The organism is Nonomuraea sp. NPDC051298 (genome assembly GCF_055586305.1).
In genome coordinates this window covers 116,739-141,986 of sequence record NZ_JBVJIM010000017.1, presented here as the reverse complement: position 1 = coordinate 141,986, position 25,248 = coordinate 116,739, and the positions used below count along the sequence as shown (strand labels likewise).

General features: G+C 70.9%; 20 protein-coding genes. 11 read left to right on the top strand and 9 right to left on the bottom strand.

The genetic code is table 11. The annotated features are described in order from the left end of the window. Positions 1–60 precede the first annotated feature (60 nt). From ACZ6S0_RS37550 to ACZ6S0_RS37525, 6 genes are read left to right on the top strand one after another with little or no spacing between them, the layout of a single operon-like run. Entirely contained in the window at positions 61–1,530 is a 1,470-nt protein-coding gene (locus ACZ6S0_RS37550; protein ID WP_465924085.1) for a sugar ABC transporter ATP-binding protein, read from the top strand. Continuing rightward, positions 1,527–2,525, top strand: a complete 999-nt coding sequence (locus tag ACZ6S0_RS37545) for an ABC transporter permease (RefSeq protein ID WP_465924084.1) — start codon at positions 1,527–1,529, stop codon at positions 2,523–2,525. Before ACZ6S0_RS37550 ends, ACZ6S0_RS37545 begins: the two co-directional genes overlap by 4 nt. Continuing rightward, the gene (locus ACZ6S0_RS37540; RefSeq protein ID WP_465924083.1) at positions 2,522–3,460 is read left to right on the top strand and encodes an ABC transporter permease; all 939 of its coding nucleotides are present in this window, start codon (positions 2,522–2,524) and stop codon (positions 3,458–3,460) included. The genes ACZ6S0_RS37545 and ACZ6S0_RS37540 overlap by 4 nt, the downstream gene beginning before the upstream one ends. Beyond that, entirely contained in the window at positions 3,450–4,661 is a 1,212-nt protein-coding gene (locus tag ACZ6S0_RS37535) for a substrate-binding domain-containing protein (RefSeq protein WP_465924082.1), read from the top strand. The genes ACZ6S0_RS37540 and ACZ6S0_RS37535 overlap by 11 nt, the downstream gene beginning before the upstream one ends. A 2-nt stretch (positions 4,662–4,663) precedes the next feature. Beyond that, entirely contained in the window at positions 4,664–5,497 is an 834-nt protein-coding gene (locus tag ACZ6S0_RS37530; protein WP_465924081.1) for a sugar phosphate isomerase/epimerase family protein, read from the top strand. Positions 5,498–5,551: 54 nt separating this feature from the next. Next, positions 5,552–10,147, top strand: a complete 4,596-nt coding sequence (locus tag ACZ6S0_RS37525) for a ThuA domain-containing protein (protein ID WP_465924080.1) — start codon at positions 5,552–5,554, stop codon at positions 10,145–10,147. 84 nt (positions 10,148–10,231) lie between these two features. Here the strand turns inward: ACZ6S0_RS37525 and ACZ6S0_RS37520 are convergent, their stop codons facing one another. Both ACZ6S0_RS37520 and ACZ6S0_RS37515 read right to left on the bottom strand, forming a co-directional pair. After that, positions 10,232–11,482, bottom strand: a complete 1,251-nt coding sequence (locus ACZ6S0_RS37520) for a methyltransferase family protein (protein ID WP_465924079.1) — start codon at positions 11,480–11,482, stop codon at positions 10,232–10,234. Beyond that, positions 11,479–12,363 carry a hypothetical protein gene (locus tag ACZ6S0_RS37515; protein WP_465924078.1) on the bottom strand — a complete coding sequence of 295 codons (885 nt, stop codon included), beginning with the start codon at positions 12,361–12,363 and terminating at the stop codon, positions 11,479–11,481. The genes ACZ6S0_RS37520 and ACZ6S0_RS37515 overlap by 4 nt, the downstream gene beginning before the upstream one ends. Before the next feature lie 81 nt (positions 12,364–12,444). Here ACZ6S0_RS37515 and ACZ6S0_RS37510 point away from each other — a divergent pair, with 81 nt between their 5' ends. After that, positions 12,445–13,095, top strand: coding sequence for a TetR/AcrR family transcriptional regulator (locus ACZ6S0_RS37510; RefSeq protein ID WP_465924077.1), 651 nt, complete (start codon positions 12,445–12,447; stop codon positions 13,093–13,095). A gap of 87 nt (positions 13,096–13,182) precedes the next feature. On the opposite strand, the gene ACZ6S0_RS37505 is transcribed toward ACZ6S0_RS37510, so the two are convergent. Both ACZ6S0_RS37505 and ACZ6S0_RS37500 read right to left on the bottom strand, forming a co-directional pair. Then, positions 13,183–16,332 (bottom strand): S8 family serine peptidase, encoded by a 3,150-nt coding sequence (locus ACZ6S0_RS37505; protein WP_465924076.1) that lies wholly within the window; start codon positions 16,330–16,332, stop codon positions 13,183–13,185. Positions 16,333–16,489: 157 nt separating this feature from the next. Beyond that, positions 16,490–17,272, bottom strand: coding sequence for an SDR family oxidoreductase (locus ACZ6S0_RS37500; protein ID WP_465924075.1), 783 nt, complete (start codon positions 17,270–17,272; stop codon positions 16,490–16,492). A 91-nt stretch (positions 17,273–17,363) separates the two neighbouring features. Here ACZ6S0_RS37500 and ACZ6S0_RS37495 point away from each other — a divergent pair, with 91 nt between their 5' ends. Further along, positions 17,364–17,951, top strand: coding sequence for a TetR/AcrR family transcriptional regulator (locus ACZ6S0_RS37495; RefSeq protein ID WP_465924074.1), 588 nt, complete (start codon positions 17,364–17,366; stop codon positions 17,949–17,951). Between the two features lie 201 nt (positions 17,952–18,152). Here ACZ6S0_RS37495 and ACZ6S0_RS37490 read toward each other — a convergent pair whose 3' ends face one another. Both ACZ6S0_RS37490 and ACZ6S0_RS37485 read right to left on the bottom strand, forming a co-directional pair. Next, positions 18,153–18,782 (bottom strand): Rid family hydrolase, encoded by a 630-nt coding sequence (locus tag ACZ6S0_RS37490; RefSeq protein WP_465924073.1) that lies wholly within the window; start codon positions 18,780–18,782, stop codon positions 18,153–18,155. 13 nt (positions 18,783–18,795) lie between these two features. Beyond that, positions 18,796–20,382 carry a flavin monoamine oxidase family protein gene (locus tag ACZ6S0_RS37485; RefSeq protein WP_465924072.1) on the bottom strand — a complete coding sequence of 529 codons (1,587 nt, stop codon included), beginning with the start codon at positions 20,380–20,382 and terminating at the stop codon, positions 18,796–18,798. A 234-nt stretch (positions 20,383–20,616) separates the two neighbouring features. Between ACZ6S0_RS37485 and ACZ6S0_RS37480 the strand changes: the two genes are divergently transcribed. Further along, positions 20,617–21,078: a YncE family protein gene (locus ACZ6S0_RS37480; RefSeq protein WP_465924071.1), complete on the top strand. Its 462-nt coding sequence runs from the start codon at positions 20,617–20,619 to the stop codon at positions 21,076–21,078. Between the two features lie 36 nt (positions 21,079–21,114). On the opposite strand, the gene ACZ6S0_RS37475 is transcribed toward ACZ6S0_RS37480, so the two are convergent. Further along, positions 21,115–21,378, bottom strand: coding sequence for a hypothetical protein (locus ACZ6S0_RS37475; protein ID WP_465924070.1), 264 nt, complete (start codon positions 21,376–21,378; stop codon positions 21,115–21,117). Positions 21,379–21,685: 307 nt separating this feature from the next. On the opposite strand from ACZ6S0_RS37475, the gene ACZ6S0_RS37470 reads away from it, so the two are divergent. Further along, positions 21,686–22,348: a hypothetical protein gene (locus tag ACZ6S0_RS37470; RefSeq protein WP_465924069.1), complete on the top strand. Its 663-nt coding sequence runs from the start codon at positions 21,686–21,688 to the stop codon at positions 22,346–22,348. Between the two features lie 67 nt (positions 22,349–22,415). On the opposite strand, the gene ACZ6S0_RS37465 is transcribed toward ACZ6S0_RS37470, so the two are convergent. Both ACZ6S0_RS37465 and ACZ6S0_RS37460 read right to left on the bottom strand, forming a co-directional pair. Then, the gene (locus tag ACZ6S0_RS37465; RefSeq protein WP_465924068.1) at positions 22,416–22,979 is read right to left on the bottom strand and encodes a dihydrofolate reductase family protein; all 564 of its coding nucleotides are present in this window, start codon (positions 22,977–22,979) and stop codon (positions 22,416–22,418) included. Positions 22,980–23,041: 62 nt separating this feature from the next. Beyond that, a complete protein-coding gene (locus ACZ6S0_RS37460; RefSeq protein WP_465924067.1) occupies positions 23,042–23,998 on the bottom strand; it encodes an RNA polymerase subunit sigma-70 in 957 nt (318 codons plus the stop codon). A 309-nt stretch (positions 23,999–24,307) separates the two neighbouring features. On the opposite strand from ACZ6S0_RS37460, the gene ACZ6S0_RS37455 reads away from it, so the two are divergent. Beyond that, positions 24,308–25,111 carry a hypothetical protein gene (locus ACZ6S0_RS37455; protein WP_465924066.1) on the top strand — a complete coding sequence of 268 codons (804 nt, stop codon included), beginning with the start codon at positions 24,308–24,310 and terminating at the stop codon, positions 25,109–25,111. The last annotated feature ends 137 nt before the right edge of the window (positions 25,112–25,248 follow it).

Sequence of the window (25,248 nt, the reverse complement as noted above, 5' to 3'; positions counted from 1 at the left end):
CACCCCTCACCTCCACCGGTGTCCCGCCCTCACTCCCCCGATCACAGGGGGGTGGGCGGGATGCTGACCATGACCGGCATCGGCAAGAGCTTCCTCGGTGTACGGGTGCTGGGTGGCGTGGATCTGACGGCCTCGGCCGGTGAGGTGCACGCGGTGGTGGGCGAGAACGGCGCCGGCAAGTCCACGCTCATGAAGATCCTGGCCGGGGTGCACGCCCCCGACGAGGGCACGATGGAGATCGACGGCCGCCGCGTCTCGTTCGGGCATCCTCTGGAGGCCCAGCGAGCCGGGGTGGCGATCATCTACCAGGAGTTCAACCTGCTGCCCGAGCGCAGCGTGGCCGAGAACGTCTTCCTCGGCCGCGAGCCGGTGCGGCGGGGCCTGGTCGACCGCGCGGCGATGGACGCGGCCACCGCCAAGCTGCTGAGCGAGCTGGGCGAGGACTCCTTCGGCCCCCGCGAGCCCGTCAAGCGCCTGTCGGTCGCCCAGCAGCAGGTCGTCGAGATCGTCAAGGCACTGTCGCTGGAGGCCAGGATCGTCGTGATGGACGAGCCGACCGCCGCGCTCGCCGAGCACGAGGTCGAGTTGCTGTACCGGCTGGTGCGGCGATTACAGCGGCGCGGCATCGCGCTGCTGTACATCTCGCACCGATTACGTGAGGTGTTCGACCTGGCCGACCGGGTCACCGTGCTCAAGGACGGCGCGCTGGTCGCCACCGTCCGGACCGCTGAGGTGACCTCCGACGCACTGGTCAGGCTCATGGTCGGGCGCGACCTCGGCACCTATTTCCCACCCCGCGCCGACGCAGTGGCCGACCCAGCGGCCGCCCCAGCGGGAGAGACGCGGCTGCGGGTCAGCGGCGCGGGCAACGACCGGCTACACGACATCGACCTGGAGCTGAGGGCGGGCGAGATCGTCGGTGTCGCCGGGCTGCAGGGCTCAGGACGTTCCGAGCTGGCCAAGGCGCTGTTCGGCGCCGAGCCGTTCACCTACGGCGAGATGACGCCGGTACGCCCGCGTTCGGTCCGCGAGGGCGTGGCCGCGGGCATCGGGCTGGTGACCGAGGACCGCAAGACCGAGGGCCTGGCCCTGCGCCAGTCGGTACGCGACAACGCGCTGCTGGCGGCCCGCGCGGGCGGCCACCGCGGCGGCCGCGACGGGATACGCGAGCTGCTCGAACGCGTACGGCTCAAGCCGCCGCGCCAGGAGCAGGAGGTCCGCTTCCTGTCCGGCGGCAACCAGCAGAAGGTCGTCCTGGCCAAGTGGATGACCCTCACCCCGAAGGTACTGCTGTTCGACGAGCCGACCCGCGGCGTCGACGTGGGGGCCAAGGCGGCCATCCACGACCTGATGCGCGAGCTGGCCCGCGAGGGCACCGCGATCATGATGATCTCCTCCGAGCTGCCCGAGCTGATCGGCATGAGCGACCGCATCGTCGTCCTGCGGGAGGGCCGCGTCGCCGGGACGCTCCCGGCCGGCCCGTCCGAGGAGGCCATCATGCGCCTGGCCGCCGGCGAGGTGGTCGCATGAGCCCCGACGCGTTCACCGTGCGCAGGGCCAGGTCGGCGGTGCTGTCCACCCCGACGCGGGTGGTCTTCCTGGCCCTGGCCGCGTTGATCCTGGCCGGATGGGCGCTGGTCGCCGCGGACGGCGGGCAGTTCCTCACGCTGGAGAACGTCGTCGGCGTGCAGCAGCGCTCGGCGGCACTGGGGATCGTCGCGGTCGGGCAGACGCTGGCCATCCTGGCAGGTTCGCTGGACCTGTCGGTCGCCTACCTGATCAGCCTCACCTCGCTGGTCGCCGCGGAGACCATGGCAGGCCAGGACGGCGGCATCGTGCCGGCGCTGGCCGCCGTCACCGGGGTCAGCGTGCTCGTCGGGCTGGTCAACGGCCTGGTGATCACCAAGCTGAAGGTGCACGCGTTCATCGCCACCCTCGGCGTCGCGCTGATCATCAAGGGCATCGTGGACCACCTGTACGACGGACCGGCAGGACGGGTGCCCGAATCCTTCCAGCACCTCGGCTACGACCGGATCGGTCCTGTGCCGGTCTCGGCGCTGCTGTGGGCCGGGGTCGCGCTGGCGGCCTGGTTCCTGCTCAGCCGGACCAGGTACGGCTACCGCGTCTACGCCGTCGGCGGCGACGTGGAGGTGGCCCGGCTGTCCGGGGTGCGGACCGACCGCGTGGTGATCGTCACCCACATCCTGTGCTCGCTCTGCGCCGGGATCGCCGGCCTGCTGCTGGCCGCCAGGCTCGGCGCGGGCGCCCCGACCGTCGGCACCGACGGCGGCTACGACCTGGAGTCGATCGCCGCGGTCGTCCTCGGGGGCACCGCGCTGGCCGGCGGCAGGGGCGGCGTGGCCGGGACGGTCGGCGGCGTGCTGCTGCTGGCCGTGCTCGACAGCGTCTTCAACCAGCTCGAGGTCAACTCCTTCGTCAAGGACGTGGTCCGCGGCGTGGTCATCGTGGCCGCGGTGGCCGTCTACGCCCGCCGCAGTGGCCTGCTCGGAAGGAGACGGTCATGAGACGCGCGCTGCCGATCCTCGCGGTGCTGCTGGTGCTGCTGGCCGCGATCGCCGTCGCCAACCCGTACTTCCTGGAGCCGGGCGGGTTCCTGGCCTTCGTCAGGCGGGCGGCGCCGCTGGTCATCCTGGCCGCCGGGCAGTACTTCGTGATCGTCTCCGGCGAGTTCGACCTGTCGGTCGGCTCGCTGGTGACCGCCGAGGTGGTCGTCGCCGCCCGGCTCATCGACGGTGACGAGGCGGCGACCTGGCCGGTGCTCGCCCTGCTGATCGTCCTCGGCCTGCTCGTCGGGCTCGTCAACGGGGCGGTGACGACACTGCTGCGGGTGCCGTCGTTCATCACCACGCTCGGCATGATGCTGATCCTGTCCGGCGCGGTCTTCCTGTGGACGGGCGGTGCGCCGCGCGGCGCCCTGTCGCAGGGCTTCCGGGTCTTCGGCAGGGAGGCCGGCTGGGCCGTGCTGATCCTGCTGGTCGTGGCCGTGGCGGCGATCCTGCTCACGCGCTCCGACTTCGGCAGGACCCTCATCGCGACCGGCGACAACGAGCGGGCCGCCGCGCTGTCCGGCGTGCGCGTGCACCGGGTGCGGATCCTCGCCTTCGTCCTGTCCGGCGTGGCCGCGGCCGTGGCGGGCATCCTGCTCGGCGGTTTCGCCGGGGTCTCGGCCCAGGCCGGCCAGGGGCTGGAGTTCCAGGCCATCACGGCGGTCGTCCTCGGTGGCGTCGCGCTGGGCGGCGGGCGGGGCTCCGTCGTCGCCGCGATGGCCGGCGCCCTGACCCTCGAGGCGCTGTTCACCCTGCTCAACCTGTACGGGATCTCGGGGGCCCTGGAGTTCACCGTGCAGGGCGTCATCATCATCGCCGCCGTGGCGGCCGGAGCGGTACGGCTGCCGTTCCTTCACCTCCGGAGATCCAAAGGAGACGCACATGCGACCTAGGTCCTTCGTCCTCGCCGGGGCGGCGCTGGCGATGCTCGCCTCCGGCTGCACCACCGACAAGCCCGCGGCCACCACGACCGCCACGGGGCCGGCCGCGTCCGCTTCCTCGGCGGCGCCCGCCGCCGGCACGGGTGAGCAGTCGAAGTTCTTCGTCCAGGCCGACTACGACGCCCAGCTCGCCATGCGTTCGCAGACCGCGCAGGGACCGCAGGACAAGCCCTGGGAGCAGGCCATCTCCCCGCAGATGACCGACACGGCCGAGCACAAGAAGACCGGGCCGTACGAGGTCTGCTTCTCCAACGCCGCGGTCAACAACCCCTGGCTGCAGGTGGGCTGGAAGTCCATGCAGGCCGAGGCGGCCCAGCACAAGGAGATCGCCAAGCTCACCGCGCTGGACGCCGAGGGCAAGGACGACAAGCAGATCTCCGACATCTCCGAGCTGTCGGCCAAGGGCTGCGACGTGCTGATCATCTCCCCCAACACCACGGCCACGCTCACCCCGGCGGTGAAGGCCGCCTGCGCGAAGGTCCCGGTCATCGTCTTCGACCGCGGGGTGGAGACCGACTGCCCGGTGACGTTCATCAAGCCGATCGGCGGCTACGCCTTCGGCGCCGACGCCGCCGAGTTCCTGGTGGAGAAGGTGCCGGCGGGCGGGAAGGTCCTCGCGCTGCGCATCAGCCCCGGGGTGGACGTGCTGGAGACCCGCTGGTCGGCGGCGAAGGTGGCCTTCGACGCCAGCGAGCTGGAGGTCGTCGGCGTGGAGTTCACCGACGGTGACGCCGCCAAGGCCAAGAGCATCGTCAGCGACTACATCCAGCGCCACGGCAAGATCGACGGCGTGTGGATGGACTCGGGCGCGACCTCGGTGGCCGTGGCCGAGGCGTTCGAGGACGCGGGCCTGCCCGTTCCGCCGATGACCGGCGAGGACCAGCAGGACTTCCTGCGCAAATGGAAGGACGACCAGCTCACCGCCATCGCCCCCACGTACCCCACCTACCAGTGGCGCACGCCGATCATCGCGGCGCTGAAGATCCTGGCGGGCGAGGAGGTCCCGAAGGTGTGGAACCTTCCCCAGCCCAAGATCACCGCCGCGAACCTCGACACCTATCTGCAGCCCGACATGCCGCCGCTGCACTACGCCCTGTGCGGCTGCGAGAACCTGCCCGGCTTCCCGGAGACCTGGGGCGGGACGAAGGGGTGAGCATGTTCCCGTCAGGAGTGAACACCTGGGTGTGGGTCTCGCCGCTGACCGACGACGACCTGGCCCGGCTCGTACCGCAGGTGGCCGCGTGGGGGTTCGACGTCGTCGAGCTGCCCGTCGAGCGGCCCGGCGACTGGGACCCCCACCTGGCGGCCGACCTGCTCGCCCGGCACGGCCTGGCCGCGTCGGTGGTGCTGGTCATGCCGCCGGGCCGCGAGCTGGTCGCGGCCTCGGCCGAGACCGTCCGCGAGACCCAGGACTACCTGCGCCACTGCGTGGACGTGGCGGTGACGGTGGGCTCGCCGGTCATCGGCGGTCCCGCCTACGCCTCGGTCGGGCGTACCTGGCGGATGTCGGCCGGCGAGCGGCGCGGCGCCTACGCCGAGTTGCGCCGCAACCTCCTGCCGGTCGCCGGATACGCCGCCGAACGCGGTGTGCGGATCGCGGTCGAGCCGCTCAACCGCTACGAGACCAGCCTGATCAACACCGTCGAGCAGGCGCTCGACGCGCTGCCGGAGGAGTGTGACCTGGCCCTTGACGTCTACCACCTGAACATCGAGGAGAAGAACCCGGCGCTGGCGGTACGGGCCGCCGCCGGCCGGGTGGCGCACGTGCAGGTCTGCGGCACCGACCGCGGCGCGCCGGGCGCCGACCTGTTCGACTGGCCCGGCTTCACCCAGGCCCTGAGCGCCATCGGGTACGCGGGACCGCTCGTCATCGAGTCGTTCACCGCGCACAACCAGACCATCGCCACCGCGGCCTCCATCTGGCGGCCGCTCGCTCCCAGCCAGGACGCCCTCGCCACCGAGGGACTGGCCTTCCTCAAGTCACTCTGACCACCGTCACGAACTCCCACCCCCTGGAGCCCTCGCTCGCCATGGAGTTGCGACATGCGTCGATTGTTCGCTGCCCTCATTCTCCCGTTCCTGCTGTTAACCTCCTTAACCGGTACGGCGCGCGCTGACGCCGTCCACCACAAGCCCTTCCGTGCGCTGCTGTTCACCAAGGCCGTCGGATACGTCCACGGATCGATCCCGGCCGGCATCCAGATGGTCAGGGAGATGGCCACCGAGCACGGGTTCGAGGTCGTGCAGACCGCCGACTCCAGCGCCTTCAACGACGCCGACCTGGCCACGTTCGACGTGCTGATCATGCTGCAGAACTCCGGCATGGTCTGGGAGAACGACGCCCAGCGCCAGGCCCTGCAGAAGTACGTGCGCTCGGGCAAGGGCGTGGTCGCCCTGCACAACGCCCTCGACATGGGCATCGAGAACGAGTTCCCCTGGTGGGACGACCTCGTCAACGGCGGCGCCCACATGCCCGCCCACTCCCCCGGCACGCTGCAGGGCACGGCCAAGGTCGCCGACCGCGTGCACCCCTCCACCAAGAACCTGCCGCAGCGCTGGGAGCGCCCCGAGGAGTGGTACAACTTCGCGCCCAACCCGCGCGGCAACGTCCACGTCCTGGTGACCGCGGACGAGACCACCTACAACCCGGGCGGCTCGGCGATGGGCGCCGACCACCCGATCTCCTGGTGCCGCAACGCCGAGGGCGGCAGGGTCTGGGCCACCGCCATGGGGCATGAGACCTCCGCCTACAGCGAGCCGCTGTTCCGCGAGCACGTGCTCGGCGGCCTCGGCTGGGCGGCCGGCGTCGAAGCCGGTGACTGCGGCGGCACGGTGAACAGCAGCTTCGAGAAGATCACCCTCGACGACAACACCGCCGACCCGATGGAGCTGGACGTCGCCCCCGACGGCCGCGTCTTCTACGTCCAGCGCCGCGGCGAGATCAAGATCTTCAAGCCGGACACCCACACCACCGTCACCGCCGCCACCCTGAACGCCTACACCGGCGGCGAGGACGGCCTGGTGGGCATGGAGCTCGACCCGAAGTTCGCCGACAACGGCTGGATCTACCTCTACTGGGCGCCCGCCGACAGCGCCGAGGACGTCAACAGGCTCTCGCGCTTCACCGTGAACGGCGACGGCATCGACCCGGCCACGGAGAAGAAGCTGCTGGAGGTGCCCGCCTACCGGGCCAGGACCTACCCGGAGCCCGGCCACACCGGCGGCGCCGTGGAGTTCGGCCCCGACGGGGCCCTCTACCTGAGCACGGGTGACGACGTCCCGCCGAACCTCTCGCCCGACTGGCAGGGGTACGCGCCCATCGACTGGCGGCCCGGCCAGCACATGCTGGACGCCGCCCGCACCGCGGGCAACACCAACGACCTGCGCGGCAAGATCCTGCGGATCAAGCCCAAGGCGGACGGCGGCTACGACATCCCCGAGGGCAACCTGTTCCCGCCGGGCACCGCCAGGACCAAGCCCGAGATCTACGCGATGGGCTTCCGCAACCCGTTCAGGTTCACCGTGGACCAGGAGACCGGGTACCTGCACGTGGCCGACTACGGGCCCGACCGCGGCGGCCCGACCACCGACCGCGGGCCAGAAGGGCTGGTGGAGTACAACGTCATCAAGAAGGCCGGCAACATGGGCTGGCCGTTCTGCCACGGCGACAACCAGGCGTACGCGCCCTACAACCCCGACACCAAGGTCGTCGGCCCCAAGTTCGACTGCGCCAACCCGGTGAACGACTCGCCCAACAACACCGGGCTCACCGAGCTGCCGCCGATCGAGTCGCCCGTCATGTGGTACGGCTACGGCACCTCGCCCGTCTTCCCCGAGCTGGGCTCCGGCGGCTCGGCCCCGATGAGCGGGCCGGTCTACCGCTACGACCCGGACAACCCGTCCACGACCAAGTTCCCCGCCTACTTCGACGGCGTCGGCTTCTTCTACGAGTGGGCCCGCGACTACGTCAAGGAGGTGCACCGCGACGCCGACGACAAGGTCCTGAAGATCAACAGCTTCCTGGGCAACCAGCAGTTCAACAAGCCGATGGACATGACCTTCGGCCACGACGGCGCGCTGTACCTGCTGGAGTGGGGCAGTTCCTTCGGCGGCGGCAACAACGACTCCGGGCTCTACCGGATCGACTACTCCGCCGGCGCCCGCGCCCCGGTCGCGAAGATCACCACTTCGCGGACCGACGGCCCCGCGCCGCTGACGGTGGAGTTCGACGGCTCGGGTAGCTTCGACCCCGACGGCGACCCGATCGACTTCGCGTGGGACTTCGACGGTGACGGCGCCTTCGACTCCACCGAGGCCGAGGTCTCCCACACCTACCAGCAGGCCGGGCAGTTCAACGCCCAGTTGAGGGTGAAGGACACCACCGGCAAGGAGGGCTTCTCCAACGTCCAGGTGACGGTGGGCAACACCAGGCCGACGGTCACGCTGGAGCTGCCGGTCAACGGCTCGCTCATCGAGTTCGGCCAGAACGTGCCGTACAAGATCAAGGTCACCGACGCCGAGGACGGCGAGATCGACTGCCAGAAGGTGTTCGTGACCCCGGCCCTCGGGCACGACGACCACGAGCACGAGACCTCCGAGATCCCCGGCTGCGAGGGCACCATCCCCACCAGCAACCTCGGCGGCCATCCGGCGGGCGCCAACCTCTACTACGTCATCAACGCCCGCTACACCGACCAGGGCGAGCACCCACTCACCGGGTACGCCAAGGTGATCCTGCAGCCCAGGCACAAGCAGGCCGAGTACTTCACGGCCGGCTCCGGCGTGCGGGTGATCGACGAGGCCGGGGCGGAGAGCGGCAAGCGCATCGGCGACATCAGCGACAACGACTGGATCGCCTTCACCCCGATGGACCTCGACGGGATCACCGCGGTCAGCTACCGGATGTCCAGCCCGTACGGCGTCGGCAGCATCGAACTGCGCGCGGACTCGCCGACCGGCACGCTGCTGGCCACCACCTCCGCCATCAACACCGGGGACTGGAACAACTACCAGATGACGCCGTCCGTCCCGGTCAGGTCCGACGTCCGCACCTCGACCCTGTACGTGGTGTTCAAGAACAGCCAGGACAACGCCTTCGACCTGGACGCCGTCCAGTTCGTGGCCGGGGACGCCCCCGGCGGCCCCGAGGCCGGCCTCTACACGCTGACCGCGCAGCACAGCGGCAGGAACGTCACCGTCAAGGACGCCTCGACGGCCGACAACGCGGTCATCGTCCAGATGGGCGCGACCGCGGGCGCCGAGCAGCAGTGGGAGGCGATCCCGCTCAGCGGGGGCGGCTACCAGCTCAAGAACGTCAGGAGCGGTAAGTGCCTGGACGTGCCCGGCGGCTCGACCGCGCCGGACATCCAGCTCGTGCAGTGGAGCTGCCACCCCTCGTCCCACGCCCACCAGGTCAACCAGCGCTTCAACCCGGTGAAGTCGGGCGAGACCTACCAGATCACCTCCGCGGTGAGCGGCCTGTGCGTCGACGTCGCCGGCGTCTCCCAGGCCGACGGCGCGGCCGTGGTCCAGTGGACCTGCTCCAACGCCGACAACCAGAAGTTCAGGTTCACCCCGGTCGCCGGCGCCGACGACACACCACCGGTGACGACCGCCGAGCCGAACGCGCCCGACGGCGAGGACGGCTGGTACAAGACCGGGCCGATCGAGGTCACGCTGTCGGCCACGGACGAGGGCTCCGGCGTGGCGGCCACCGAATACCGCCTCGACGATGGCGCCTGGACCCCGTACACCGAAACGGTCCTGGTCAGCGGGGACGGCACCCGCAAGCTGGAGTACCGCTCCCGTGACGGCGCCGGCAACGTCGAGGCGCCCGGCTCGCTCACGCTGAGGCTCGACACCACCGCGCCGCAGACCACCGCCTCGTTCGCGGCGCCCAACGACGCGGGCTGGAACGACGGCGACGTGCCGGTGCTCCTGGCCGCGCACGACGCGGGCTCGGGCGTGACCCGCGTCGAGTACTCGCTCGACGCCGGGCCGTGGACGGCCTACGCCGACGGGCCGGTGGTCGTCAGCGGCGACGGCGACCACGAGCTGCGCTACCGTGCCCGCGACGCGGCCGGCACGACCGAGCAGGAGAAGGCCGCCGTCCTGAAGATCGACGGCACCAGGCCCACCCTGATGGTCTCGGGCGTGTCCGACGGCGAGGTGTACGGCGACGCCCAGGACCTGCGCATCACCTGGCAGGCCGCGGACACCACCTCTGGTGTGCGTACCGCGTCGGGCACCCTGGACGGGGGTGCTCTCACGGCCGACTCCGTGGTGCCGCTGTTCACCCAGAGCCTGGCGGCCCACACCGTGGCGGTGACCGCGACCGACAACGCGGGCAACGCCGTGACCACCGACGTCGGGTTCACCGTCACCACCTCGACGCGCGACATGCAGAACCTCCTGGACCGCTTCCGCGCCACGAGCTGGCTGTCCGACCGGGCGCACGCCGCCCTGACCAGGGAGCTGACCAACGCCCGCAAGGCGGAGGCCAAGGGCAACGACGCCAGAGCGGTGCGCCACCTGACCGCGTTCCAGGCCCTGGTCGCCGACCAGCGGCTGGTGACGCGGGCGGACGTCCGCCAGACCCTCACCCGTGACGCCGGCAAGGTGATCGCCGACCTCGATTGACCACCGCCGAGGAGCCCCGGGGCCGCCGTCAGGCAGCCCCGGGGCTCCTGCCGTCGTGACGGCGAGTGGCGCGACGCACCTGGATCAGGTCTTTCCGGAGGTGTAGCGAACTTCCCGGTCAACCGGACCGGCGCCGAAGGCGTCGGCGCACAACTGCGCGAACCACCCCACTCCCGGCAGCAGGAGGAACCAGCCGAGGACGGCCCAGCCCAGGTGCAGGTGCTGGGCCACGTGGGCGAAGGCGGCCACTCCCTGGGCGCGCAGCCCGTCCGCCCGCTCGTAGGTCATCCGGCGCAGACCGGCGGGATGGTTCTCGGCGGGCAGGATCCGCAGCGACACCGGGCGGCGGCGGCCGACCCATCGGCCCAGTCGGTCACACCGCTCACAGGTCGCGGCCACGTAGACGTCGGCGTGCGGCAGGCCGGGGTAGGGACGGACGCGAGGGAGCCAGGCGCGTACGTGCGCCCGGTAGGTCGTCCAGTCGGCGCCGTACCGGGCGAGCAGTTGTGCCCCCTCGTGCCAGGAGGCCAGCCCCGCGCCGTAGGCGACGTTGACGACCGCGGCGGCGGCGAACCGGACGTCGAGAACCGCGAGCGGCAGGTAGGCGGCGACCATGGCGGACTGCATGGGATTGCGCAGGTAGGCGTACGGCCCGCTGGTGACGAGACGTTCGGGCGGGTCGTAGGGCACCGGTGTGCCCCGTCCCGAGACGGCGAACTCGCGCACGGCGGCGACCCCGAACAGCAGCGGCACGGCGAGCACCTGCGCCAGCAGCCCGAGCACCCACGTGGGCTGCCGCCACACGCCGGTGAGCGCGATCGGGACGGCGAGCATGAGCCCGCCCACGAGGACCACCTGTGCCGACACCCGCCACGGCAGACGGCGGTCCGCGGCGGTCCACCGGGCGAGGAGCAGGCCGGGCACCAGGGCGAGCCCGATCGCGGCGGCCTCGCCGTACAACCAGTCCTTTCCGAGCACCACCACCGGCTCGGCCAGCGGCATCACCGCCAGGTCCAGCCAGGCGAGCACGGCGACGACCAGCGCGGGCGGCAGGGACCGCGCGGCGCAGGCGGGCAGCGCGCCCCAGAGCAGCGCCCAGCCCAGCAGGAGGTCGGCGGGGACACCGGCCACGAGCGCGCCCTTCGCGCCGAACGTCCACCATCCCGCCGCCACGGCGACGACGTTCACCACCGCGAGAGCGAGCAGGTTCCACGCCGTGGCGACGATCATCGCGGCGAGGTCGCGCTGCCCTGGCCGCCGTAGCGCGACCGAGATCCACACCGCGGCCGTCGGCACGAAAAGCGCGACGCCCCGGATCAGCGCCGGATCGTTCACGAGGTGAACGTCCTGGCCAGGTAACCGGCCGCCTCAGAGACCGCGTACCGCTGAAGCGGGCCGAAGTACCAGCCGGGGTCGAAGGTGCGGCGATAGGCGACGGTGACCGTCAGGCGGTCCGCACGCCAGTCGAACGTCGCCTGGCGCAGGTCCATCCAGCGAGCCACGGTGGTGTCCTCGACCACGGCGAACACGACGTGCCCTGGAGCGCGCTCGCTCACCCGCAGAGTCAGCGACCGGGGTTCCAGCGGGGCGCCGATGCCCAGTGAGCGGCGGGGAGTGAAGGTGATCGTACGGGTGTCGCCGACGGCCAGCCCGGTGCCTTCCGACCGGATCGGGCGGGGGAAGCCGAGGCGCAGGAAGGGTGACTCCACGGGCCCGAACCTCGGTCGCGCGGCCAGTACGCGTTCGACGTCCGTGCCTGCCGCGCTCACGGTGACGCTCACCTCGTCGGCACGCGGCATCGAGGCCACGGTGCCCTCCAGCGCGCCGGCCATGACGAGCGGCACGAGGAGCAGCCCCATCCGCCCCTTGCCCGTGCGCCGCCGCACCTCGTCGATGAGCACCCCGACCAGTGCGCCGACCAGGTAGAACAGCGGAGCGGCGAACACCAGGCAGACGATCCCCTCACCGAGCAGCGGCCCGGCGAGGGCCAGGGCGACGGTGATGGCGGCCATGACCAGGCCGACCGTGCTGCGGGGCCGCGCGGTGAGAGCGACGGTGACGGCGATCACGGCCGGTATGCCGACGTAGAACAACGCCGTCTGCTCCAGATGGCCCTCGTGCAGGACCCGATAGAGCAGCATCGCCGCGAACAGGGCGGCCAGGACTCCGGCGAGTAACCGTCTCGCGCGCTGCTGGGGTTGCCGTTCGGGCTCCACAGGCACTCCTTAATCGTGCGGTTTAACCGACTGATTAAACCGTATGATGGAGGCCCAGGAATCTGTCAAGAGGGGGCGCGGGTGACCGGAAAGCAGCAGCCAGGGGTGGAGACGCGGGACCGCCTGATCGAGGCCGCTGCCGAGACGGTGCGCAGTAACGGGTACGCGGGCACCAGCGCGCGGGCCATCGCCGCGACGGCGGGGGTCAACTCGGCGCTGGTCTTCTACCACTTCGGCGGCGTCGACGCGCTGCTCCTCGCCGCGCTGGACCGGTCGTCGGAGCAGCGCATGGAGGCCTACCGGCAGGCGGTGGAGCAATGCCGGACGCTGGAAGAACTCGTCGCGACCGCGAACGAGATCTACCACGCCGACATCGAGGGCGGGCACATCACGTTCTTCGCCGAAATGGTCGGCGCGAGCATCGCCCGCGCCGAACTGCGCGAGGAGATCACCGCGCGCGCCGAGCCGTGGATCGACTTCGTCGAGGAGGCTCTCGAGCGGGTCATCGGCGGATCGCCGCTGGCCAGGCTCCTGCCGCCCCGCGAACTCGCCTATGCGGCGATCACCTTCTATCTCGGGGTCAACCTCTTCACTCACCTGGACGCCGACCGTACCCGGACCCAGGCGCTGTTCGGCCTGGCCGAACGGACGGCGCCACGCGCGCGGCTGCTCACCATGCGTCTGCCCGGCCGCCGCCGCAACGACAAAACCCCGGCACCGGACGAGCCCTGACCTCCGAGCATGGCCGACCGTCACCCGCCATGCCCGGATTTTCAGACGCGGGGCTGCCCCCAGACCGGGGTCCGGGGGCAGCTCCGGTCAGCCGATCGCGTACGCGCGGATGACTGTCTGGGTCACCGCCGCGCCCGCCGTGTCGGTCACCGCCGCACGCAGGGAGACGAATCCGGCGGCAGCCGGGTTCCTCACCGCCGCCGACCAGCCGGAACCGGTGCGGACGACCGGCACCGCGCGCCAGGTCGCGCCGTCGTCCGACGACACCTCCAGCCGGACCGACTTCGCCTGCGCCGCAGCCGCGCCCGGGTTGCGCTCAACCCACAGCGGCAGGGCCGTCGTGCTGCCCGGCTTGGCGCGGTTCGAGGCGTCCAGGCCCGCCGGGCTGTAGCGGACCGCCATCAGCGGCAGCGGCTCGCTGTCCGCCGTGGTCGCTGACGGGAACGTCCACACCGACTCGACCGAGGTCGACAACGCCGCGTACGGCACCTGCCTGCGCATCTGCGCGCTCAGCGTGTACGTGCCCGGCCCGGCGGGCAGGTCGGCGCGCAACTCGCACCCGTCCGGCCGGTAGAACTGGCAGTCGGCCAGGCCGGCCTCGGCGAGCACCCGGCCGTCCTTGCTGATGGCGGCGGTGCCGGTGGCGGCGCTGTCCAGCCCCGTCCGGCCCTTCTGCCCGTCGGAGAACAGCCCCTGCGCGGAGAAGGCGAGCCTGTCACCGGTACGGTCGCCGCCCGGCAGCAGGAACGCCGGCCCGGTGACCGCCGCGCCCCAAACCTCGCCGGCCGAGCCGCGCCTGGCGACCTTGCCGCCGTCGAAGGTCAGCGCCGTGCCGACCATGAGCCCGCTGTCGTAGGTCAGCCCGGGCGTGCGGTAGTGGACGAGCGTGCCGGGCAACGAGATCTCACCGACCGGGATGTCGAGTGAGAAGCCGGGCAGGTCAGTCATCCGCAATCCGGTCATCGGCATGCCCTCCGCCGCCACCCCGGAAGCCCGGTACGTGGCGGTGATCTTGGCCAGGTCCTTCTGCCTGGCGTTGTAGGAGGGGTCCTCCGGCAGCCCGTCGGTCCGGCGGTCGACGAGGGTGTAGACGAACGGGCTGGGCCGCACGTCCTTGCTGAGCCACGTGGTCGCCAGCGTGTAGGTCAGACCCGGGCTGCGAGCCGGGACCACGAAGAACTCGCTGTTGACGTCCATGCCGAAGGTGCCCACCCAGAGGTTCCACGCGCCGTGGACGAGTCCGAGGGTGTAGCCGGACCTGAGCGCGGCGTTCGGGTCGTCGAGGGTGATCTTGGCGGGTCTGCCCTGGCGCGAGTCCACCGTGAGTCGCTGGTCACCGCCGTCGACCCGGAAGGAGGCGTCGCCGATCGTCGAGGCGAACTTGCCGTCGTTTCTCTCGAGGACCTCGGTGTAGAGGTTCCAGTCGCCTTCGGGCAGCCGGACCGTTGCCACGCCGTCGCGGAAGGCCGGCCGGTGGACGACACCGGTCCTCGCGTCGTAGATCTCGCTCATGAACGGGTCGACCGGCCGGCCCTGCTTGCCGAGGGCGGTGATGGTGACGTCGTACGACTCCGGCTCCACGTAGGCGCCCGCCAGCGTGCGCACCACGGTCTCCCCCGACCTGGCGGTGACCGTTCCCGGGTAGTCGCCCGGCGTCTTCCCGCTCGCGTCGACGGTCAGCGTGACCGACGCCTCGCCCTTGGCCGGCACCTCGACCTCGGAGGCCGACAGCTTCAGCACCTCGCCGTCCGCCGACAGGTCCAGGCTGACCGGAGCGTCGCCCGCGTTCGCGTACGTGATCGTCCTGGTCGCCACCCGCTCGTCGCCGTCCCACGGGAACGCCGCCCAGAGGTTGGCCTGATCGGCCGTGACCTGCTGCGCCAGCAGCCGCTTCAGGTCGACCAGCCCCGCGCCCTGCTGGTACGGGGTCGTGCCCGCCGCGGGCGCGGCACTGCCGATCAGCGCGGCCTTGAGCTGCGCGCCCGTCCAGTCAGGATGCCGCTGTGCCACGATCGCCGCCGCCCCTGCCACATGCGGGGTGGCCATCGACGTGCCGCTCATCGCTCGATACGGGCCGTCGGCGGTGCCGGCCGCCGCCGCGGCGACGATGTTCACGCCGGGCGCGGTCACGTCCGGTTTGATCGCGTGGTCGGCGACGCGCGGCCCCCGGCTGGAGAAGCCCGCCATCCGTCCTTCGCGGTCCACCGCGCCCACGGTCAGCGCCGCCTCGGCGCTTCCGGGGCTGCCGACCGTGCCGTCGGCGCCGTCGTTGCCCGCCGCGGCCACGAACAGCGCGCCGGTCCGCTCCGACAGCGTGTTGACCGCCTGCTCCAGCGGGTCCAGCTCAATGCTGTCCGGGCTGCCGAAGCTCATGTTGACGACCTTGGCCTTGACCTCGACCGCCGCCCACTCCATGCCCGCGAGGATGGCCGAGTCCGTCGGGCCCGACGGACCACCCACCTTGCCGATGGCCAGCCGCGCCTCCGGCGCCACCCCTCGGTACTTCTCGCCCCGGCCCGCCACGGTCGAGGCCACATGCGTGCCGTGGCCGAGGTTGTCGCGGATGTCGGGCTCGTCGCTGAAGTTCCGCTCCACCGCCACGGCGTCCTTCAGGTCCGGGTGGTCGGGGTCGTAGCCCGAGTCGAGCACCGCGACGGTGACGCCCTGGCCCTTCAGCCCCTGTTCCCACGCCTGCGGAGCACCGATCTGCTTGACGCTCTCGTCCAGCGTGAACGACCTGCGGCCGTCCAGCCACAGCTTGGACCCGCCCGCCCCCAGCGTGCGAGTGCCGTTCGTCAGGTCCTTCCACGCCTGCGCGGCTTCCGCCTTGGGCACGCGGGCCGCGCTCATCCCCAGATCGGACAGCCGCCGCACCCCCTTGGCGCCCTCCGGTCCTGCGAACCCCTGCGCGATCACCGGGATGTCCGGCGTGTCGGCGTCGCCGTACTTCCAGGCCAGCAACTGGGTCACGTCGAACAGCCGGGGGTCCAGCGCGTTCCTGGCGATCAACGGCACGGCGTCGGAGGGGATCACGTACAGATGGCCTCCGCGCATCTGGCTCGTGAAACGCACCTGCCTGCCCGGTCCGGGCTCGACGTGGCGCCCCTGGCCTGCGACGATGACCCGGTCGCCGGTGATCAGCGTCACCCCGTCAGGCGGCCTGGCCTCCGCCGACGCCGGGGTGAGGCCGACCGTTCCCACGAGCAGGGCGGCCATGAGTGCTTTGCCTAAGATCACGAAAATGCCTCCATGGGCTCAGGATGATCTTGTCCGGCAATCACCGTAGGCCACAACACCCATCAATTCGCTCGAAATCCAACAATTCCCTTCAACTCAGCACAGACAAGGCAGTCAGCCCCAGCGGGATCGCCTCCAAGGCCCGGCCGGAAGGGCGTCACATGAGGCTCTGCCCGCCGTCGACAGTGATCACCGTGCCGGTCACGAAGTTGTTCGCCATCACGAACACCGCGGCCGAAGCCGCCTCCTCGGCCGTCCCGAACCGTCCCAGCGGAGCCGTCCGCCCCGCCGCGGCCACGGCGTCGTCGTCGGCCCATCCCATTGAGGTACGCGAGAGCGGCGTGTCCACCACCCCGTACCGGATCGCGTTGACGCGCAGCCGGCGCGGCGCCAGCTCCACCGCCAATGCCCTGGTCAGCCCTTCGACGGCGCCGATGCCGGCGATGGCCGCCGAGGCGCCGGGGATGGGACGCGTCAGGTAGACGCCGGAACTGAAGGTGATCGAACCGCCGGCGGGCAGGCGGCGTACGGCGGCGCGGGCGGTGCCGTACGCGCCCCAGATCCGCCCTTCGACGACATCGCCGACCCGCTCGCGCGGCGTGTCCAGCAGCGCTCCGACGGCCAGCGCGCCCGCCGTCACCAGGACGTGGTCCACCGCGCCCGCCTGGTCGAGCGCCCGCTCGAGGTCGGCCTCGTCGGTCCCGTCGGCGGCGATCCCGGCCACGGTGGCGCCGGGCGTCGCGCGTACGCGGTCCACTGCGGCGGCGAGCCGGCGGGTGTCGCGGGCCACGAGGGTGACGCGCGCCCCGATCGAGCCGAGCAGCGTGCCGGCGGCCAGGCCGATGCCCGAGCTGCCCCCGACGATCACCACGGAACGGCCCTCCAGCCCGGCGGGCATGGGGGAGCTGACGGGCACGGGGGCGAGCGTGATCACGGACATAGGTGCTTCCTTCCACAAATAAACCATCTGGTTGGTTTAGACCATGGCGTGCCGCAGCCAGAAAGTCAACCGAATGGTTTATTCTGTGGTCATGACGTACGACGCGGGGGCCACCCGGCAGCGGATCTTCCAGGCCGCCACCGCCGAGTTCGCCGAGCACGGCCTCGCCGGTGCCAGGATCGACCGCATCGCCACCGCCGCCCAGGCCAACAAGCAGGCCATCTACCTGTACTTCGGTGGCAAGGAGAAGCTGTTCGGCACGGTCGTACGGGCCAAGCTGGACGAGATCTGCCACGCCGTCAGCCTGGACCCCCGCGCGCTGCCCGAAGGGGTGGGCCGGCTGTTCGACTGGTACCACGAACACCCCGAGCTGATCCGCCTGCTGCTGTGGGAGGCGCTGGAAGTGGGAGAGGGGCAGGTCGAGGGCGAGCAGGAGCGCAAGGAGTCCTACCGCGGGCACGTCGACGGCCTGACGGCCGCCAGCCTGCCCGAGCGGGCGACGGCCCAGGACTGGCTGTTCACCATCCTGGGCCTGGTGGCGTGGAACTTCTCGGTGCCGCAGCTACGGCGCCTCATCCTCGATGAGCCCGACCAGGAGCGGGCCCTCGCGCGCCGCCGCGTGGCCGTGATGGACCTGGCCAGAGTGCTGGCCGAGCAGGCGATCGGGGCCCGCGCCTGACCGGGCGGGAGCAGACCCCGGGTCCCTTCGCGCCGCCGCCTCGCCCAGACCGGCCGCGGAGGCCGAGCCGGAGGTCGCCGCCGAGCTGATCGACTCGCTGTCCGCCGATGAGGGCGGCCGGCGTAGACGGGCAGGTAGTGGGCGGCGAAGCCCGGCCAGGCGTGTCCGGTCCGCGGACACGCCTGGCGCCCGGCGTGGCGGTCAGTGCCTGTAGGCGGCGACGACCTCCACTTCGACCAGCCAGCCCGCGACCGGGAGGTTGGCGATCTCGATCGTCACGCGGGCCGGACGGGCCGGGTTCACCTCCATGGGCGGGGCGGGCGGGGCGGTGCCGAGCGGGACGGGTACGGGCCGGCCGGTGGCCAGGTCCGTGTTCGCGAAGAACTGGCGGTAGGCGCGGTTCCAGCCGGTGAAGTCGGCCGCCTCCGCTCCGGGCGGCTTCTCCAGGTAGGCGCGCATGGAGACGACGTCGGCGAGGCCGAGCCCGGCCGCGGCGAGGTTGGCCTTGATGCGCTTGAGCACGTTGAGGGCCTGGGCCTCGGTGATGGTGACGCCCGGGGGCAGGGTCCCGCCGGGGAAGTCGACGTAGCGTTCGGGAGAGTCGGCGGGGGCCGCGGGATTGGCCGCCGCCGGGCCGAGACCGCTGGCGGTGTACGAGGCCACCTGCTTTCCGAGCGCCACTCCGTCGGCGATCGAGGGGTTGGTGGTGCCCGCCGGGAGGAAGGGCTTGACCTCCTGCGGCCGGGGCGACCAGGTGGGGCCGGCGGCGGCCGTTCCGGTGCCGAGGACGAGTACGGCGGCCGCGGAGAGGGCGATGGTGCGGATCTTCATGGGGAGTGTCCTCTCAGGAGGTGCTCAGGACGCGCTGGTGCAACTCGGTGACGACCTTGCGGGCGGACTCCAGGGCTCCCGACTGCCAGGCGATCATGTAGCTCAGCCAGTCGCCCGCGAAGTACACATGACCGGCCGGTTTGTTGAGGAGCTGGTACGCGCCCTGCCGGGACGGCCAGCCCACCCATGCGCCCTCGATGTGCGGCTGGAGCTTCCAGGCGACGGACACCGACGACGCCAGCGCGTCCCTGTAGTTCGCGCCGTGGATCTTCATCCCCTGCTCGATCGCGCGGCGCTCGCGGTCGGCGTGCTTCAGCGCGGCGTAGGCGTCGGCCTGCGGGCCGAAGTTGTAGTAGCCGACGACCATGCCACGCGCCGTGCCGTACCCGTAGGAGGGGTACCAGATCGTGGACAGGTCGAGGTCGGTGGCGGTGATGCCGCCGTAGATGTCCTCGTCGGTCTCCCACCAGCGGCGGCGGTACTCCAGGCCGATCTTGCCCGCGTTCGTGACGGTCGGGGTGGCGAGCGCGGCCTGGACCTCCGGGCCGAGGTTGTGCGCGGTCTTGGCCAGGATGTTCGGAGGCATGGCCGCGACGCACATGTCCGCCGTGATCTTCTGGGTACGGCCGTGGCGGTCCTCGTACTCGACCTCCACGCCGTCCCGCAGATCGGTGATCTTCGTGACCTTGGCCCGCAGCCGGATCCGCTGCCGCCCGATCTTGCTCGCGAAGGCGCGCGGGATGGCGTCCATGCCGCCCACCGGCTGGAACATCAGCATCGCCTGGTCGTAGCCGAACTCGAACGCGAACCGCTGCCCGACGCCGCTCGCCAGCACCTCCGACAGTGACGGCACCGGCCCGAGCGGCGTGCCCGCCTGCTCTCCCGCGCCCGGGTTCACGCTGTGGCCCCGGCGGGTGGTTCCGGAGTACCGGAACCCGCTCGCCTTGTCCCCCACCGCGCCGAAGCTCGACAGGAAGGCGATCAGCCGCTCCTTGTCCTGCGCGGTGAGCGCCGTGTCCAGCGCGCCCGCGTCGGTCGCCCGCGACAGCAGCTCCGCGACGTACCCGTACACGTCGGCCTTGGCGGCACGCCAGCGGACGGGGGCCGGCATGTTCTGATGGTAGATGTACGCCTGGGCGTTGGCGTTGGTGAAGACCTCCAGGTCCACGCCGAGTTCGCGGCAGTAGTCCATGGTGACCATCCACTGCGCCAGCCGGGCCGGGCCCGCGTTGAGATAGACGCCGTCACCGAACCGCGCGACCTGTGTCGAACCGTTCAGCTCGGTCACGCGGTCGCCGCCGCGGATGGTCCAGTTGCGGCCGCCCACCCGGTCGAGCGCCTCCAGTATCGTGCAGTCGTAGCCCGCCTTGCCCAGCTCGTACGCCGTGGCGAGGCCCGCTATCCCCGCGCCGAGGATCACCACCTTCTTCGCGGAACGCCCGGTGAGCGAGAAGTCGGACTGCTGCGGCGGGTCGAAGGTTCCCTTCGCGGACGCCTCTGCGGACGGCGCGAGCCCCAGGGCCCCCATGGTCGCGAAAAGCGCGCCTGCGCCGCCGGAAACACCGACGGCGGACAGGAAATCGCGTCTGCTGTACCCCAACACGTACCTCCAAGATTTTGCTGGAGGCGAGTCTTGGGAGGTTTTATTGCCGATTATCCGACTCCGTGTTGTTTGTACGTTTCAAGCTGATCATCGTGTTTGTGGTGAATTGTTAGCTTCCGTGATCACAGGCCCTGTTTTTCGCATGTCGGGTGGTTCGAAGCTCGCCGGGTCACCACGGTGATCGCCATCGCGGCATGACCAGGCCCAGCGAGACGGCGTGCACAGCCGGGCATGGCCGACGCCGAGAAGCTGCTCGGAGCGTCGCCGGCCGGGGAGAGCCCGCCTTCCCCCGAGAACCCACTGGTTCGCCGATCAGCCGCTCACTGCGGCGCCGTCGGCCTGATCACCGGCCTGTCCGGCGTCCGCGAGCTGGCCATGAACGCGGACCACACCCGCCTGTACGCGGCGCTCACCGGCTCGAACGAGGTGGCCGAGATCGACACCGTGAGCCTCGCCGTCACCCGGCGGATCGACCTGTCGGCCCACCCGTGCCCGTCCACCCTGGCGTTACTGGGCGAGCGGCTGTGGGTGGGGCACGGGTGCGACAACGGCCCTGGCGGCGTCGTCGGCCTGGATCTGGGCGCGGCCACCCCGGCGCCGATGGCGGTCGGGGGCGAGCACCTGCGCGCCCCCGTGGACGACGCAGAAGGACGGCACGTTCGCTTTCGAGGACACGCCGCCGGATATCGGTGAGGTGACCTACTGGGTGTTCTGGGACGGCGACGACCACTACCGCCGGAGCAGCGCCTCCGTCATCGTGACGGTCAGGCACAGATCCACCCTCACCATGGACGGGCCGCAGTCAGGCGTCGTCGGCACAGCCATGGAGCTGACCGGCGTGCTGACGGCGGGTGGCAAGCCGCCCTCGCCGGGGGCCACGCTCACCGTGCAGCGCAGCGTGTACGTCGACGACGTCAGCGGAGGAAGCGTCGCGCTCCCGCCGGTGAGCGTGAACGCCGACGGCACGTACACCTTCACCGACACGCCCGTCATCGCCGGCAGGTACACAGCTACCTCGCGTTGTGGTCAGGGGAGGCCACGGCCGGGCCGGCCAAGGCCACCCATCAGGTCATGGTCGAGTGACCTGACGGCCGTGCCCGGCCATGGACAGGGATCTCGGGAGCGGCGGGGGTCGGCCGCGGCCGTATCGAGTGCGAGACGGGAGTGTGGGAGCCTGGGACACGTGACGATCGAGTGGTCCCGGCAGGAGGTCCTCGCAGCGGTCAGGACATGCCTGTCACGTGCGGGCAGCGTGACGGAAGGCTACTGCCCCGTCGATGTCAGACCAGAACCTGACGGGATGTTGGTGATCTTCCGCTGGCGGCTGGACCCAAACCTCTACGCCATCGCGGTCGAGTATCCGACGGCACCACGGAGTCCATGGACCGGCCTGCCGGTGCACTCGGCGTACGAATGGGCCGCGGACGTCGCGGGCCGGCTCGCGGAGGAGCTCGCGACCGGGCTGGTCCGCCGCGGCCACCGGACGATCCGCAACGGGTACGTCCTGCTGAACCCCCGCGACGCCCCCGACGTCTGCCCCACCGGCTACTCCATCAGCTCGGTTCCCCCGCATCCGACCGAGGCCGGCTCCTGGCTGGCCAAGGCGGGGCTGGACGTGACCATCCCCAGACATCTGATCGCCCGAAGCAGGCTCGCCTGCTGGCTGCAGGCCTGCGTCAACAACGAGCGCGGCAGGCCCTTCATCGGCCATGCGGCCGCGTCCTGGGAGAACGAGCAGCGCACCACCGTCCGGCTCGACCTGGTGCACGTCCTGCCCGGCGTTCCATCGGAGGTACGCAACGCGCTGGTGCGTCTTGCGGTCGGCGAGGCGACCGAAGCCGGTGCCCTGCGCGTGGTCACCGCGATCGACGATGCCGCCCTTGCCGGGCTGGGGTTCCGGTCCGCCTCCGGCGACGGCCTCGTATTGCACACCGATGCCCAGCGGCAAGCCCAGGGCGGGTGACTCCCGCAGGGCAGGCCAAGGCGATCGGCACCCCGCTGGGCGCCGATCGCCGTGGTGACGCTCGCGGTCACGGCCTGACCGGTCGGTACCGCACACTCAGCTCGGCCGTGGGGTCGCCGGCGCCGACCCGATGGAGGTAGTGCGGCCGGCCACCGGGGAGGTCCAGCAGCCGGATGCCCTCGCCGAGCAGCACGGGCGCGATGTGCAGATTGATCTCGTCGAGCAGCCCGCGTTCGAGAAGCTGGCCCCCGATCGTCGGCGAATGCACCTCGACGTTCTTGCCATCGGCCGCGGCCAGCGCGATCCGCGCCGCCTCGGCCACGTCACAGTCCAGGAACGTGACGCCGTCGGCGGGCTTGGCGTCCTCCGGATGGTGGGTGAGCACGAAGATGGGTCCGGTCCAGGCGCCGCCGTAGACCATCCCGGGATCCGGGAAGAGGTCCCAGCCGCGCCGGCCGCCCAGGATCGCGCCAGTCGTGCTGACGTACTCGTCAATCAGGCCCGGCTGGGGCGAGATGCCGGTCATCATCCAGTCCATCTCGTGGTTCGGCCCGGCCACGAACCCGTCCAGGGACATGGTGAAGTGCCAGAGCACCTTGCCGTTCGCGGTCTGCGGTTCGATGTCGTTCACTGCTGTCTCCTCTGCCGGCTGATTGCCTCGTACGGTGTTGAGACGGCATCCACCGCGAAACCTCATCGGTCCAGGATGGGTGGGAGGTTGAACGACGGGAACAGGGCCGGCTCGTGGAACGCGACGATCTCGCTGATCCGACCGTCGCGGACCAGCAGCACGCCGATGCCGAACGGCTCGTACGCCTGCCCGCCCGGCGGACACCGGTACGTAGCCGCGGCCAACTGGCCGTTGGCGCTCGCCGGCAGCATGCGCAGCGTTCCGATGTAGTCGGGTGAGTCGGCGTCCCAGCTCGCCGACAGCGCTGCCAGCACGCCGTCGCGGTCGGCGAACCACTCCGGGTACGGCGGCATCGTCGCCCGCACGTCCCGCGCCAGCAGCGCGGCGACCTCGGCCAGGTCGCCACGCTCCACCGCGGACATGTAGCGGCGCAGGAGCCTGCGGTCCTCGTCGGTGGGCGGGGCTGACGGGGCCCAGTCCGACCGGCCGGGCGGCAGGTGGGCGCGCAGGGTGGCTCTGGCCCGCTGCAGTGCGCTGTTGACGGAGGCGACACTGCCGTCGAGGGCCTCGGCCGTCTGGCGGACCGGCCAGCCCAGCACGTCGCACAGGATCGTCGCGGCGCGCTGCCTGGGCGGCAGGTGCTGGATGGCGGCCAGGAACGCCAACTCCAGGGTCTCCTTCGCGACCACCGCGGCCTCCGGGTCGTCGGCGCTCGGCGCCACCGGCTCCCACAGGTGGCCGGGGAACGGCTGCAACCACGGGCCGGTCGGCGAATCGGCCTGGTCGGGCAGCGTCCGGCGGCTCCGGCCGTCGAGGAAGTCCAGGCAGGCGTTGGTGGCGATCCGATACAGCCAGGCGCGCAGTGAGGAACGGCCCTCGAAGCCGTCCCGGCCGCGCCACGCCCGCAGGAACACCTCCTGGACCAGGTCCTCCGCCTCGTCGAACGACCCGAGCATCCGATAGCAGTGCACCCGCAGCTCACCCCGGTGCCGCTCGATGCGTTCGGCGAAGCCGGTCACCGGGCGGCCGTCCGGACGTGCCGCGGCGGGTGGGGCAGCTCACCGCCCATCGGCGTGTCCCGGATGACGCCTGCGGATCTGTGCAATGGCTCTCCACCTCCTCGCCAGGGAAACGCCGCCCTGGCTGGTCGGGCTACGGACCTGGTCCAGGTTCTGGCGCTGTCTCGGAAACTCAATACCTACCGTAATTCGAAAATCTCTCTCCGAGCACTTCAACGTTGAGGGGTCGTCGTCAATATGTTCTGATCTTTCGATGGTCGCGTCCGGCCCGTGTTCCGGACGTGATCCGATCGCGGCAGGATCACCATCATGAGGAGGATCATCATAACTTTGATGGCCTGCGCTGCTCTGCTCGTTGGCGCTGCTCCCTGGCAGGCAGCGGCCAAGGACCCCGTCCAGGCGCTGAAGGCCGTTCTGGCGCCCGGACACGGCATGTATTTCACCGAGACAACCACCTTTTCGAATGGCGCGGACGAGCGGGCGGAACGCCGGCGCAAGGGGGTCTTCGAGTTCGATGTCAAGGGCGGTATCAAGGCCCTGGACGTCACTACTACCGGAGGTGAGCACGGGCGCGAACGTGTCATCGGCTTCAACCACGACATCGGCGGCACCGGCTATCGATCCGGCGGCCTCGTGGGGAAATGGCTGGAGAAGGGCAAGATCTGGTGGAAGGATTCTCACCAGTTGAACCTCTGGCACACCGAGCTGCTCGGCTACGATGAGCAACTCGTCAGCCCGGCCGAGCCGGCGACCCTGTCCGCCCTGCTGAAGAACGGGCGGCGGAGCGGGGACACCGTCACCGGCGCGATCACCTTCAAGGAGCTCGAGCGGGTCTCCCGTTGGGCGGAGCACTCGGGTCACGCCGGCTGGGATCCGGACATGAGGCTCGGCTACACCGTCACGCTGACCTCCGCGGGCCTGGTCAGCAGGGTGCAGAGCAAGTTCACGTTCACGTTCGCCGCCGGCCTCGACGAACTGATAGGCAAGACCCTCCACGTCGACACCCACTACAGCCGGTGGGGCGGCAAGGTATCGATCAAGGCGCCGGACCCGCGCGTCACGACCACCGAGCTGTGCATCGAGGGCATCTGCAATTGGCGCCTTCCGGGCTGACGACGCGAGGGGTGGGCGAGCGCCATCCGAACGACTCATACGGTACGGGCTGACGGACTTCGCATGCCGGTCCACCACTGAGCAACACCTAGCTCTTTCCATCGTGAAGGCGCTGGTCAGGATGGGTCTGCGGAAAG

Excerpts from the sequence above, each read along its gene's own strand:
- ACZ6S0_RS37550 (WP_465924085.1), top strand. The coding sequence starts at position 61 with ATGCTGACCATGACCGGCATCGGCAAGAGCTTCCTCGGTGTACGGGTG.
- ACZ6S0_RS37545 (WP_465924084.1), top strand. The coding sequence starts at position 1,527 with ATGAGCCCCGACGCGTTCACCGTGCGCAGGGCCAGGTCGGCGGTGCTG.
- ACZ6S0_RS37540 (WP_465924083.1), top strand. The coding sequence starts at position 2,522 with ATGAGACGCGCGCTGCCGATCCTCGCGGTGCTGCTGGTGCTGCTGGCC.
- ACZ6S0_RS37535 (WP_465924082.1), top strand. The coding sequence starts at position 3,450 with ATGCGACCTAGGTCCTTCGTCCTCGCCGGGGCGGCGCTGGCGATGCTC.
- ACZ6S0_RS37530 (WP_465924081.1), top strand. The coding sequence starts at position 4,664 with ATGTTCCCGTCAGGAGTGAACACCTGGGTGTGGGTCTCGCCGCTGACC.
- ACZ6S0_RS37525 (WP_465924080.1), top strand. The coding sequence starts at position 5,552 with ATGCGTCGATTGTTCGCTGCCCTCATTCTCCCGTTCCTGCTGTTAACC.
- ACZ6S0_RS37500 (WP_465924075.1), bottom strand. The coding sequence starts at position 17,272 with ATGTCCGTGATCACGCTCGCCCCCGTGCCCGTCAGCTCCCCCATGCCC.
- ACZ6S0_RS37495 (WP_465924074.1), top strand. The coding sequence starts at position 17,364 with ATGACGTACGACGCGGGGGCCACCCGGCAGCGGATCTTCCAGGCCGCC.
- ACZ6S0_RS37490 (WP_465924073.1), bottom strand. The coding sequence starts at position 18,782 with ATGAAGATCCGCACCATCGCCCTCTCCGCGGCCGCCGTACTCGTCCTC.
- ACZ6S0_RS37480 (WP_465924071.1), top strand. The coding sequence starts at position 20,617 with ATGGCCGACGCCGAGAAGCTGCTCGGAGCGTCGCCGGCCGGGGAGAGC.
- ACZ6S0_RS37475 (WP_465924070.1), bottom strand. The coding sequence starts at position 21,378 with ATGACGGGCGTGTCGGTGAAGGTGTACGTGCCGTCGGCGTTCACGCTC.
- ACZ6S0_RS37470 (WP_465924069.1), top strand. The coding sequence starts at position 21,686 with ATGTTGGTGATCTTCCGCTGGCGGCTGGACCCAAACCTCTACGCCATC.
- ACZ6S0_RS37455 (WP_465924066.1), top strand. The coding sequence starts at position 24,308 with ATGAGGAGGATCATCATAACTTTGATGGCCTGCGCTGCTCTGCTCGTT.